This is a genomic window from Halomonas sp. E14 (assembly GCF_052568415.1).
This window is the reverse complement of the sequence record NZ_CP199423.1, coordinates 228,559-241,555: the sequence shown is the minus strand read 5'-3', so window position 1 is coordinate 241,555 and position 12,997 is coordinate 228,559. Positions and strand designations below refer to the sequence as shown.

9 protein-coding genes are annotated in these 12,997 nt (G+C 66.2%); 7 read left to right on the top strand and 2 right to left on the bottom strand.

What is annotated here, in order from left to right; genetic code table 11:
* Window positions 1-86: 86 nt before the first annotated feature.
* Together ACT7B3_RS01105 and glyA are read right to left on the bottom strand one after the other, a co-directional pair.
* A complete protein-coding gene (locus tag ACT7B3_RS01105) occupies window positions 87-1,337 on the bottom strand; it encodes a sarcosine oxidase subunit beta family protein (protein ID WP_086510496.1) in 1,251 nt (416 codons plus the stop codon).
* A gap of 43 nt (window positions 1,338-1,380) precedes the next feature.
* On the bottom strand, window positions 1,381-2,679 hold the full coding sequence (gene glyA, locus ACT7B3_RS01100; RefSeq protein ID WP_445156582.1) for a serine hydroxymethyltransferase: 1,299 nt from the start codon (window positions 2,677-2,679) through the stop codon (window positions 1,381-1,383).
* A gap of 597 nt (window positions 2,680-3,276) precedes the next feature.
* On the opposite strand from glyA, the gene ACT7B3_RS01095 reads away from it, so the two are divergent.
* From ACT7B3_RS01095 to etfB, 7 genes are all read left to right on the top strand, one after another.
* Window positions 3,277-4,392: a GlxA family transcriptional regulator gene (locus ACT7B3_RS01095; RefSeq protein ID WP_445156581.1), complete on the top strand. Its 1,116-nt coding sequence runs from the start codon at window positions 3,277-3,279 to the stop codon at window positions 4,390-4,392.
* Between the two features lie 274 nt (window positions 4,393-4,666).
* Window positions 4,667-5,644 (top strand): dipeptidase, encoded by a 978-nt coding sequence (locus tag ACT7B3_RS01090; RefSeq protein ID WP_445156580.1) that lies wholly within the window; start codon window positions 4,667-4,669, stop codon window positions 5,642-5,644.
* 193 nt (window positions 5,645-5,837) lie between these two features.
* On the top strand, window positions 5,838-6,383 hold the full coding sequence (locus tag ACT7B3_RS01085) for a DUF5943 domain-containing protein (protein WP_444678693.1): 546 nt from the start codon (window positions 5,838-5,840) through the stop codon (window positions 6,381-6,383).
* A gap of 10 nt (window positions 6,384-6,393) precedes the next feature.
* Window positions 6,394-8,466, top strand: a complete 2,073-nt coding sequence (gene dgcA, locus ACT7B3_RS01080; protein ID WP_445156579.1) for a dimethylglycine demethylation protein DgcA — start codon at window positions 6,394-6,396, stop codon at window positions 8,464-8,466.
* Between the two features lie 285 nt (window positions 8,467-8,751).
* Entirely contained in the window at window positions 8,752-10,755 is a 2,004-nt protein-coding gene (locus ACT7B3_RS01075; protein ID WP_445156578.1) for a (Fe-S)-binding protein, read from the top strand.
* The gene (gene etfA / locus ACT7B3_RS01070) at window positions 10,752-12,035 is read left to right on the top strand and encodes an electron transfer flavoprotein subunit alpha (RefSeq protein WP_445156577.1); all 1,284 of its coding nucleotides are present in this window, start codon (window positions 10,752-10,754) and stop codon (window positions 12,033-12,035) included. Before ACT7B3_RS01075 ends, etfA begins: the two co-directional genes overlap by 4 nt.
* Complete coding sequence (gene etfB, locus ACT7B3_RS01065) at window positions 12,025-12,828, top strand: electron transfer flavoprotein subunit beta (protein ID WP_445156576.1); 804 nt, start codon at window positions 12,025-12,027, stop codon at window positions 12,826-12,828. The genes etfA and etfB overlap by 11 nt, the downstream gene beginning before the upstream one ends.
* Window positions 12,829-12,997: the final 169 nt, after the last annotated feature.

Here is a 12,997-nt window from a genome sequence, read left to right as displayed (position 1 = left end):
GCGCTACTTTTGCCATCCATGGCAAAAGACCCTCGCTACGCCTTGCCCCCGGCGCTCATCTCGGAGCGCCTGTCCTCACGTTGTTGTCAATGGGCCACGCCGGCCGCACCGTGCTCGTCGACGAGAGCACCGGTATGGAAACGGTCGATGGAGAACGGGGCCGCCAGCGGGTGAGCCTGGTTCTTGGCCAGGGTCCAGGCGAACACATGACCCGAGCCCGGCGTGGCCTTGAAGCCACCGGTGCCCCAGCCACAGTTGAAGAACAGACCCTTCACCGGCGTGGCCGAGAGAATCGGGCAGGCGTCCGGGCAGGTGTCGACGATGCCGCCCCACTGGCGGTTCATGCGCACCCGCGAGAAGATCGGGAACATCTCGACGATGGCCTGCAGGGTGTGCTCGATGGTGGGGTAGCTGCCGCGCTGGCCGTAACCGTTGTAGCCGTCGATGCCCGCGCCGATGACCAGGTCGCCCTTGTCGGTCTGGCTGATGTAGCCGTGCACGTGATTGGACATCACCACGGTGTCGAGCACCGGCTTGAGCGGCTCGGAAACCAGCGCCTGCAGCGGATGCGACTCCAGCGGCAGGCGGAAGCCGGCCATCTTGGCCAGCACGCCGGAGTTGCCCGCCGCCACGCAGCCGACGGTCTTGGCTTCGATGTCGCCGCGGTTGGTGTGCACGCCGTAGACCCGGCCATCACGAATCTTGAAGCCGGTGACCTCGGTGTTCTGCAGCAGGTCGACGCCCAGCGCGTCGGCGGCACGGGCGAAGCCCCAGGCCACGGCATCGTGACGCGCCACGCCGGCGCGCGGCTGCCAAGAGGCACCGAGGATCGGATAGCGGGCGTTCTTCGAGCAGTCCATGATCGGCACGATCTCCTGGATCTGCTCGGGAGTGAGCACTTCACCGTCGATGCCGTTGAGGCGGTTGGCGTTGACCCGGCGCTGGATATCGCGCATGTCCTGCAGGGTGTGGCCCAGGTTCATGACCCCACGCTGGGAGAACATCACGTTGTAGTTGAGGTCCTGGGAGAGCCCCTCCCACAGCTTCATGGCGTGCTCGTAGAGCGCCGCGGCTTCGTCCCACAGGTAGTTGGAGCGCACGATGGTGGTGTTGCGCGCGGTGTTGCCGCCGCCCAGCCAGCCCTTCTCGACCACCGCCACGTTCTTGATGCCGTGTTCCTTGGCCAGGTAGTAGGCGGTGGCCAGGCCGTGGCCGCCGCCGCCGACGATGATCACGTCGTACTGCTTCTTGGGGGTGGGGTTGCGCCACTGGCGCTCCCAGTTCTCGTGGTGACTGAGGGCGTGCTTGGCCAGCCCGAATCCTGAATAGCGTTGCATCTCGTCTCTCCTCGACCGGCCCCGCCGAGGGGGCCGATTTCATTCAGGCGGTGGCGGTTTCTTCTACCGCGGCCGGAGCGGCGCCGTAGACCGGGTGGCGCTCGCACAGCTCGGCGACCTTGGTGCGTACCTCGGCCTCCACGGCAGCGGTGTTGCCCTGCTCGGCCAGCACGTCGAGGATGTCGCAGATCCAGCCGGCCAGGGCCTCGCAGTCGGCCACGTCGAAGCCGCGCGAGGTGACCGCCGGAGTGCCGATACGCAGGCCGGACGTCACGAACGGGCTCTGCGGGTCGTTGGGCACGGCATTCTTGTTGACGGTGATGTGGGCCCGGCCCAGCGCCGCATCGGCGTCCTTGCCGGTCACGCCCTGGCGGATCAGCGACACCAGGAAGAGGTGGTCGTCGGTACCGCCGGAGACCACGTCGTAGCCGCGCTCGACGAAGACCTTGGCCATGGCCTGGGCGTTGTCGATCACGCGCTGCTGGTACTGCACGAAGGCCTGGCTCATGGCCTCCTTGAAGGCCACCGCCTTGGCCGCGATCACGTGCATCAGCGGACCGCCCTGCTGGCCGGGGAACACCGCGCCGTTGAGCTTCTTGTACAGTTCCGCATCGCCATGGGCGGAGAGGATCAGGCCGCCGCGCGGGCCGCGCAGGGTCTTGTGGGTGGTGGTGGTGACCACGTGGGCATGGGGCACCGGGCTCGGGTAGAGGCCGGCGGCAACCAGGCCCGCCACATGCGCCATGTCCACCATCAGCCAGGCACCGACCTCATCGGCGATGTTGCGAAAACGCCGCCAGTCGACCACCCGGGAATAGGCAGAGAAGCCGGCAATGATCAGCTTGGGCTTGTGGCTGCGCGCCAGCCGCTCGACCTCCTCGTAGTCGATCTCGCCGGTCTCGGGGTTCAGGCCGTACTGCACCGCGTGGTAGTGCTTGCCGGAGAAGTTGGGCGCCGCACCGTGGGTCAGGTGACCGCCGTGGGCCAGGCTCATGCCGAGCACCGTGTCGCCCGGCTTGACCAGGGCCATGAAGGCCGCAGCGTTGGCCTGGGCGCCGGAGTGGGGCTGGACGTTGGCGTAGTCGGCGCCGAACAGGTCGCAGGCGCGGTCGATCGCCAGCTGCTCGACCACGTCGACGTGCTCGCAGCCGCCGTAGTAGCGCTTGCCCGGGTAGCCCTCAGCGTACTTGTTGGTCAGCTGGGTGCCCTGGGCCTCCATCACGGCCCGGCTGGCGTAGTTCTCCGAAGCGATCAGCTCGACGTGCGCCTCCTGGCGCAAAACTTCGCTGTGAATAGCGGCGGCTACCTGGGTATCGAAAACGGAAAGTGAGGCGTGATTCATGGAGAACTCCTGTTGTTTTACGCAAGCGGCTGGTTGAGTACTCGAACCTATCAGCGGCCCGCCCGAGTCGTAGTCACATCTGGTGCGCAGATAACGGCTTTTCAGCGCATCGGCTGATAGGAGAATTAAAGGGAACGATGACAGGAATGAATTGAATGGATGCGACAGACTTCCTGAACGTCCACTGCAGTGACGCCGAAACGCTTGCGCATGCTTACACCGCGTCGTGTTGCTCTAAGGCGAAATGTGGCAATGGCCAAAAGCCGCATGTCGGCCATCGCCTACGGCTTCATTAGGACATTTTCAGCTGCGCCAACTTCGCCCTGGGCTATCCGCTCAACGAAGCGGTGCGATAAGGAGAGTCACGACTGTCGCGCTAACGGCACCCAAGACGACCTCTGGATGTCAAATTGCGACAGGACCGTCTTGAATAACTGCCTACCAGTGTCGCAATTACCAATTTTGAGCTGCACTGACGCCAAGGGGTAATTATCCTAGCGAAGACATGTCCAATAACGACATGGAGCAGCGCCTATGCGCCGACCTCATACATAACGACAACATTGCATCCCCAGACCAACCATGCTGGAGTCACCCATGACCCACTCTCCCCACAGCGCCCACCCCAATACAACGCCTCAAACCTTGGGGTTTCTACTGCTGGATGCCTTCACCCTGATTTCACTGGCCTCGGCCATCGAGCCGCTGCGCATGGCCAACCAGCTGGCCGGCCGTGAGCTCTACCGCTGGTACACCCTGAGTCTTGATGGGAAGCCCGTACGTGCTAGCGATGGCTTGCAAGTAACCCCGGATGCCGCCACCGGTATCCCACTGGCTCTGGATATGGTGATCGTTTGCGGTGGAGTCGGGCCTAGCAGGAGCGTTGAACGCGAACACATACAATGGCTGCAGGCCCAGGCGCGCCAATCGCGGCGGCTCGGCTCGGTATGCACCGGCAGTTGGGCGCTCGCCCGAGCCGGGCTGCTCGACGGCTACGAGACCAGCATCCACTGGGAATGCCTGGCGGCCATGCAGGAAGCGTTTCCAAAAGTGGTTCTGACTACCCAGCTGTTCTCGATCGACCGTGACCGAGCAACTGCTTCCGGCGGCACCGCTCCACTTGACATGATGCTCAACCTGATCGGGCGCGACCACGGCCGCGAGCTCTCTGCCGGCATTTCGGAGATGTTCATCTACGACCGGGTGCGCGGCGAACAGGACCAGCAGCGGGTGCCGCTCAAGCACGTGCTGGGCACCACCCAGACCAAGCTGCTGGAGATCGTAGCCCTGATGGAAGCCAACCTCGAGGAGCCCATTGGCCTCGACGAGCTGGCACAGTATGTCGATGTCTCACGCCGCCAGCTGGAGCGGCTGTTCCAGAAGCACCTGCACTGCTCGCCTTCGCGCTACTATCTCAAGCTGCGTCTAACCCGAGCCCGCCAGCTTCTCAAGCAGACGCCAATGTCGATCATCGAGGTAGCCTCGGCATGCGGCTTTGTCTCCACGCCACATTTTTCCAAGTGTTATCGCGAGTATTTCAATATGCCCCCTAGGGATGAGCGACTGGGGATTTCACGTCCGAAACAGCGCTCCGAGGCGACAGTGTCGTTGCCGATGACGGCCAGGGAGCTTTCCCAGGAACCGATTTCGAGCGCAGTGCTGGCACTGGCTCAGGCGCGCGGCGAACCCACCTACGCCAGTGTGCCAATCTAGTCCTTAGTTTCCCGCTCAGGCTCTTCCTCCTCGTGTTGCATGAGCGCGTTCCCTTCTTCTGGAACCTAGGGGCGTTTCCCCTTGGCACCTAGGAGGGCACGCGCGCCATGTACGGCGTCCCGTCGCCAGTGCAAACAGAAGTGGCGTATGGAGTTTGTCGAGATCGCGACAACCATGACGCTTTTGAGATTTCCCCTGTCGTTTCCAAGCGTCGCCCTTGTCGAGGGCGGCGCTATGCTGCCGTCAAATCAACAGTATTGCCGGAGCAACGACCATGTCACCGTCCGACCTGCATAACGACGCCATCGTCATCGACGGCCTGATCATCGCCAAGTGGAACCGCGAACTGTTCGAGGACATGCGTCGCGGCGGGCTCACTGCCGCCAACTGCACCGTCTCGGTGTGGGAGGGCTTCCAGGCCACCGTCGACAACATCGTCAAGTCGAACCAGCTGATGGCCGAGTGCAGCGACCTGGTGCGCCCGGTGCGCACCACCGCCGACATCACCCGGGCCAAGGAAGAGGGCAAGACCGGCATCATCTACGGTTTCCAGAACGCCCACGCCTTCGAGGACCAGATCGGCTACGTCGAGGTCTTCAAGCAGCTCGGCGTCGGCATCGTGCAGATGTGCTACAACACCCAGAACCTGGTCGGCACCGGCTGCTACGAGCGCGACGGCGGGCTCTCCGGCTTCGGTCGCGAGATCGTCGCCGAGATGAACCGCGTCGGCATCATGTGCGACCTCTCCCACGTCGGTTCGAAGACCTCCGAAGAGGTGATTCTCGAATCGAAGAAGCCGGTCTGCTACTCCCACTGCCTGCCGTCCGGACTCAAGGAGCACCCGCGCAACAAGTCCGACGAGGAGCTGCGCTTCATCGCCGAGCACGGCGGCTTCGTCGGCGTGACCATGTTCACCCCTTTCCTGCGCGCCGGGGTCGACGCCACCGTCGACGACTACGTCGAGGCCATCGAGTACGTGATGAACATCGTCGGCGAGGATGCCATCGGCATCGGCACCGACTTCACCCAAGGCCACGGCAAGGACTTCTTCGAGTGGCTGACCCACGACAAGGGCTACGCTCGCCGCCTGACCAGCTTCGGCAAGATCATCAATCCCGAGGGCATCCGCACCATCGGTGAGTTCCCCAACCTGACCGAGGCGCTGCTGCGCCGCGGCTTCAGCGAGACCCAGGTTCGCAAGATCATGGGCGAAAACTGGGTGCGCATATTGAAGGATGTTTGGGGCGCCTGACGATAGCGGCTGAGGCGACTCCTCGGCGAGGAGCGCCGGCCCGAAGACGCGGCTCAACCGGCGATAGGTCTATGAGGGGGCGCTGTGAATCCATCCCTGGACGCTACTTTTGCCATCCATGGCAAAAGACCCCCTCTACGACCTATCCCCGGCGCCGCTCACCTTGCAAAACAATTATTCGAGGATCAAGACCGTGACCAAGATGGCCCCTGAGCTTCCCATCGAGGTGGATAGCGAAACCGGCGTGTGGACCACCGACGCCCTGCCGATGCTTTACGTGCCGCGGCACTTCTTTATCAACAACCACACGGCCGTTGCCGAAGCGCTGGGTGTGGATAAGTATGCCGAGATTCTCTACCGCGCCGGCTACAAGAGCGCCTGGCACTGGTGCGAGAAGGAGGCCGAGTTGCACGGCCTGGAAGGCGTCGACGTGTTCGAGCATTACATGCAGCGCCTCTCGCAGCGCGGCTGGGGCAAGTTCGTCACCGAGGCCATCGACCTCGACGCCGGGACCGCCCGCGTGCGCCTGGAGCACAGCGCCTTCGTCTATCAGCTCGGCAAGACGGGGCACAAGGAGGAGTACATGTTCACCGGCTGGTTTGCCGGCGCCATGGACCAGATCCTCGCCGCCCGCGGCAGTGCCCTGCGCACCGTCGCCGAACAGACCCAGAGCGCCGCCGAGCCCGGCTGCGAGGTAGGCATCTTCACCGTTCAGCCGTTGGCCGACGCCCAGGGTTGAGGAGGTTTCCATGGCATTCGACGCGATCTTCGAGCCGATCCAGATCGGCAAGCTGACCATCCGCAACCGCGTGGTCAGCACCGCCCACGCCGAGGTGCATGCCACCGACGGCGGCATGACCACCGCACGCTACGTCAAGTACTACGAGGAGAAGGCCAAGGGCGGCTGCGGCCTGTGCATCTGCGGCGGCTCCTCCGTCGTCTCCATCGACAGCCCCCAGGGCTGGTGGAGCTCGGTGAACCTCGCCACCGACCGCATCATCCCGCACTTCCAGAACCTCGCCGATGCCGTGCACCAGCACGGCGGCAAGATCATGATCCAGATCACCCACATGGGGCGGCGCTCGCGCTGGGACGGCTTCGACTGGCCGGCCCTGGTGTCGCCCTCGGGAATCCGCGAACCGGTGCATCGCTCCACCTGCAAGACCATCGAGGAGGAGGAGATCTGGCGCATCATCGGCGACTTCGCCCAGGCCGCGCGGCGGGCCAAGGAGGGCGGTCTCGACGGCGTCGAACTCTCCGCGGTGCACCAGCACCTGATCGACCAGTTCTGGAGCCCGCGGGTCAACAAGCGTACCGACCAGTGGGGCGGCAGCTTCGAGAACCGCATGCGCTTCGGCATGGAGGTGCTCAAGGCGGTGCGCGCCGAGGTGGGCGACGACTTCGTCGTCGGCATGCGCATCTGCGGCGACGAGTTCCATCCGGACGGCCTGTCCCACGAGGACATGAAGCAGATCGCCGCCTACTACGACGCTACCGGCCAGATCGACTTCTTCGGTGTGATCGGCTCCGGCTGCGACACCCACAACACCCTGGCCAACGTCATTCCCAACATGTCCTTCCCGCCGGAGCCCTTCCTGCACCTGGCGGCGGGCATCAAGGAAGTGGTCAAGGTGCCGGTGATCCACGCCCAGAACATCAAGGATCCCAACCAGGCCCAGCGGATCCTCGAAGGGGGCTACGTCGACCTGGTAGGCATGACCCGGGCGCACATCGCCGACCCGCACCTGATCGCCAAGATCAAGATGGGCCAGATCGACCAGATCAAGCAGTGCGTGGGCGCCAACTACTGCATCGACCGCCAGTACCAGGGCCTCGACGTGCTGTGCATCCAGAACGCCGCGACCTCGCGGGAGTACATGGGCCTGCCGCACATCATCGAGAAGTCCGAGGGGCCGAAGCGCAAGGTGGTGGTGGTGGGCGGCGGCCCCGGCGGCATGGAGGCGGCGCGTGTCGCCGCCGAGCGCGGCCACGACGTGACCCTGTTCGAAGCCGCGGATCAGCTCGGCGGTCAGATCACCATCGCCGCTCAGGCGCCGCAGCGCGACCAGATCGCCGGTATCACCCGCTGGTATCAGCTGGAGCTGGCACGCCTCAAGGTGGACCTGCGCCTCGGCACCCGCGCCGACGAGGCCACCCTCGAGGACCTGCGCCCGGACGTCGTGGTACTGGCCACCGGCGGCCAGCCTTTCCTCAGCCAGTACCCGGAGTGGGGCTACTCGGAGAAGGCCGAGGAGAGCCTGGTGGTCAGCACCTGGGACGTGCTCTCCGGCAAGGTGGCGCCGGGCAAGAACGTGCTGATCTTTGATGCCATCTGCGAGTTCTCCGGCGTCTCGGCGGCGGATTATCTGGCCGACAAGGGCGCCAAGGTCGAGATCGTCACCGACGACATCAAGCCCGGCGCGGCGGTGGGCGGCACCACCTTCCCCACCTACTACCGCAGCCTCTACGAGAAGGAGGTGATCATGACCTCCGACCTGATGCTGCACAAGGTCTACCGCGAGGGCGACGCCCTGGTGGCGGTGCTCGAGAACGAGTACACCGGCGCCCTGGAGGAGCGGGTGGTCGACCAGGTGGTGGTGGAGAACGGCGTACGCCCCGACGAGGCGCTCTACTACGCGCTGAAGGAGCGCTCGCGCAACCGCGGCCAGGTAGATCTCGAGGCGCTCTACGCCGCCAAGGCGCAGCCCTGCTTGAGCGAGCAGGGCGAGGGGTACCTGCTGTTCCGCCTGGGCGACTGCACCGCGCCGCGCAACACGCATGCGGCAATCTACGACGCCCTGCGGCTGTGCAAGGACCTGTAGTCGCAAGTGGCCTGGTGCAGGACGAGGGCATGCACAAGCAGCGCCTTCAGCAATTCGCCCGAGTCGAGGCGTCGCAACGCGGTTATGCCGAAGGGATTCGGCAGAGGCGTGGGGGCCAGGGATGGCCCTTCCACGCCGTGACCGCAAGTTGCCAGTCGAGACTCGGCACAGCGAATGCGTGGCGCGCTTGGGATGGCCCTCGGACGGCAAAACCGGCGCAAGCGCTGGCGGGCCGTCGCGACGGAACTCCTTCATGGCAATACCACTATCGATGAGGTGAGCACCATGCTCGACACCCTCCTGCCGATACTGATCTTCTCCGCCCTGGCGCTGGCCGTGATCGGCGCCGTGCGGCGCATTGGCCTGTGGCGCCAAGGGCGGACTGCCCGGGTCGATCTGCTGCGCGGGCTCGCCGCAATGCCGCGGCGCTACCTGGTCGATCTGCACCACGTGGTGGCACGTGACAAGGTCATGTCCAACACCCACGTGGCCACCGCCGGCGGTTTCGTCGCGGCGGCCGTGCTGATGATCCTGGTACATGGCCTGGGGCTCGGCGCTTCAGAAAGAATGGGGCCAATCCTCGGCGGGCTGCTGCTGCTGGCCAGCGCTGCCATGTTCGTCGGCAGCCTGTTCGTCGCCAAACGGCGGCGCAATCCGCCGGCGCGGCTCTCCAAGGGACCCTGGATGCGCCTGACGAAGAGCCTGATGGCGTTCTCGGTGAGCGTGTTCCTGCTCACCCTGCCGACGCTGGGCATCCTGCCTGCCGGAACGGGCAGCGTGATCCTCGCCCTGGCGCTGGCCGCGGTGCTGGTGTGGGGCCTGGGCGAGATGTTCTTCGGCATGACCTGGGGCGGGCCGATGAAGCACGCCTTCGCCGGCGCCCTGCACCTGGCCTTCCATCGCCGCCCTGAGCGTTTCGGTGAAGGTAACCGCTCCACCGGCCTCAAGGCGCTGAACCTGGACGACTCCAAGGCGCCCCTGGGTGTCGAGACGCCCAGCGACTTCACCTGGAACCAGCTGCTCGGCTTCGATGCCTGCGTGCAGTGCGGGCGCTGCGAGGCGGCCTGCCCGGCCTTCGCCGCCGGTCAGCCGCTCAATCCCAAGAAGCTGATTCAGGACATGGTCGTCGGCATGGCCGGCGGCAGCGATGCCCACTATGCCGGTAGTCCCTATCCGGGCAAGCCGGTGGGCGAGCATGCCGGCACTCCCCATGGTCCTATCGTGGCCCGCGAAGGCACCGCCCTGGTCGATGCCGAGACGCTGTGGTCGTGCACCACCTGCCGCGCCTGCGTCGAGGAGTGTCCGATGATGATCGAGCACGTCGATGCCATCGTCGACATGCGTCGCTTCCTGACCCTGGAGCATGGCAATACCCCGGGCAAGGGCGCCGAGGTGCTCGACAACCTGATCGCCACCGACAATCCCGGCGGCTTCGATCCCGGCTCGCGCATGCACTGGGCGGCGGACCTCAACCTGCCGCTGATGCGCGACCTGGGGCAGGTCGATGTGCTGCTGTGGCTGGGCGACGGGGTCTTCGACATGCGCAATCAGCGCACGCTCAGGGCGCTGGTGAAGGTACTGCGTGCGGCCGGCGTCGATTTTGCCGTGCTCGGTAACGAGGAGCGTGACAGCGGCGACGTGGCGCGCCGCCTGGGCGACGAGGCGACCTTCCAGTCGCTGGCCAGGCGCAACATCGCGACGCTGTCGCAGTACCGCTTCCAGTGCATCGTCACCTGCGACCCGCACAGTTTCCACGTGCTCGGCAACGAGTACGGCGAGCTGGGCGGTGTGTATGAAGTGCGCCACCACAGTACCTACATCGCCGAGCTGTTCGAGGCGGGTCGGCTGCACGTCGCGCCGTGGAAGAGCGGTACGGTCACCTATCATGACCCCTGCTACCTGGGCCGCTACAACGGCGAGTTCGAGGCGCCGCGCAACGTGCTCAGGGCCCTCGGCATCGAGGTCAAGGAGATGGAGCGCTCCGGGTTCCGCTCACGCTGCTGCGGCGGTGGCGGCGGTGCGCCGATCACCGATATCCCCGGCAAGCAGCGGATTCCCGACATGCGCATGAACGACGTCAAGGAGACTGGCGCCGAGCTGGTGGCGGTAGGCTGCCCACAGTGCACCGCCATGCTCGAGGGGGTGGTCGATGCCACCGCCGAGGTGCGCGACATCGCCGAGCTGGTGGCCGATGCCCTGGTGACGCAGAGCGAGCCGCGGCGAGACGCGAAGCGCAAAGCCCCGACCGTCGCCGAAGCCCGCCCCGTGATGAAGGAGGTCTCACCATGAACGAGATCGTGCGTCGCGATCCGCGCCGCGAGTGGATCGCCCGCAACCGCCTGCATCCCGAGCACCTGAGCGTGCTGGCGGCGCTTGGCGAGGGATCGTCCGCAGCGACGGAGTGGATGGGCCCCAACGGCGTGATCCGCAAGAATCCCCATGCGGTCGGCTTCATCGGGCCCAACGGCATCAAGCGCATCGACCGCAGCGGTGTCCAGCAGGCTGCCGTGGTGGGACATGGCGCCAGTACCGGCAGCAAGGCCGCCGATGATCGGCGGCAGGTCATCATCGAGGCCCCGGACTTCCTGGTCGCGGTGGTACCGGACCTGCCCGGCGGGCGCCTCTCCAGCCACGACCGCGACCTGCTGGGCCTGGCCCGGCAGCTGGCCGACGCCGATGGCGAACGGCCGGGGGCCGTGGTGGCGGTGCTCTTCGGCTCTGCGGACCATGCAGGTTTTGATGAAGCCGGCATTGATCGGCTGATCGTACTGGAAGGCGATGATGTCGACGGCTACGCGCCGGAGGCGCGCCTGGAGGCACTCACCGCCGTCGACGGCGAGTTCGCCCCGCGTCACTGGCTGCTGCCCGACTCCAAGCTGGGCGGCGCCGACCTGGGGCGGCGCCTGGCGGCGCGCCTGGGCGAGCGGCCTGCCGCCGGCGTCTGGCAGGTCGAACGGGACGCTGCCTGCGCGCTGGGCTGGCGCTGTACCGGGCGCGGTGCTGCCGGCAGCAGCGATATCCAGCGTGCCCTGCCGCGTGTGGTGCTGGCGCTGGCCGAATGCGCCGAGCCCGTTTCCGAGACCCGCCATGCGGCCCGTCCGCTGGCCTTGTCGCAGCCGCTGCCGCCCCTGCTCGGGCGCATCGAGGACCTGGGCCCGGTGGCCGTCGACCCGGCCGGCGTGGCGCTGGCCGAGGCTGAGTTCATTCTTTCCGCCGGCAACGGCGTCAAGGACTGGGAGGGCTTTCACCAGGCCGCCGAGGTGTTGGGAGCGACCGAAGGTGCCTCGCGGGTGGCGGTGGACGATGGCTACATGCCGCGCCACCGCCAGGTGGGCGCCACCGGAACCTGGGTCACCGCTCGGGTCTACGTGGCGGTGGGCATCAGCGGCGCCATTCAGCACCTGCAGGGTATCCAGAGCTGCGACAAGGTGGTGGCCATCAACCTCGATCCGGGGTGCGACATGATCAAGCGCGCCGACCTGGCGGTGATCGGCGACTCGGCGAGCATACTCGCGGCACTGGTTGAGATGGTGCAGCGGCAACGTGAGGAGAAGCGCGATGCGGCCTGAAGCGCAGAAAGAGGCGGGACTCGACGTAGCGGTGCTGGTTTCCGTGGGCCGCCACCCCGTGACCGGTCGTGCCCGGCGCGCCGACCAGGACGCCCGCGGCGTGGAGCTGGCCCTGTCCCTCGCTGGGGCGCGCATCTCCCTGCTGCACGCCGGCGCGTTCGACGAACAGAGCGAAAGTGCCCTGCGCGGCTATCTGGGCATGGGCTTCCCCGCCTTGACCCTGGTCGAGCAGCCCCAGGGCGCCGATGTGATCCCCGCCCTGGCGGATAAGCTGAATGCAGCACGGCCGCAGCTGGTGATCGCCGGCGAGCGCGCCGAGCAGGGCGAAGGCTCCGGCATGCTGCCCTACCTGCTGGCCGAGCGTCTTGGCTGGCCGCTGGTCGGTGGCCTGGCCGCCGTGGAAAAGGTCGAGAATGGCGTGGCCACCCTGCTCCAGGCTCTGCCTCGCGGCCAGCGCCGCCGGCTGCAGGTGCGGCTGCCGGCCATCGTCACCGTCGACGCTGCCGCCGCCGCGGCCCGCCAGAGCGCCTTCGGCCCGGCCCAGCGCGGTGAGATCGAGGCCGAGTCGGCAGCGGTCGAGTGGGACGAGGCGCAGCCGGAGTGGAGCGTAACACCGGCCCGCAAGCGCCCCAAGCGGCTCAAGATCGTCAAGGCGGCCTCGGCGCGGGATCGCTTCAAGGCCGCCGCGGCCAAGGCCGAAGGCGGCAGTGGCCAGGTGCTGACCGACGTGACCCCGGAGCAGGGCGCCGAGGCGATCTTCAAGCTCCTCAACGAGGAGGGCATGCTGAAATAGTTGTTTGCCATTCTGCTACTCCCTGCTCACCCCCCAGCAACCCCGGCCCTGGCCGGGGTTTCATGTCTGGTGAGTCGAATTGAACTGGCGCCCTCTGCCCGTCTCGACGAGCAAACTGACTTCGATATCTGGAAGCGAGCAACCTGAGAAGGCGACGACGCCTCCGCGG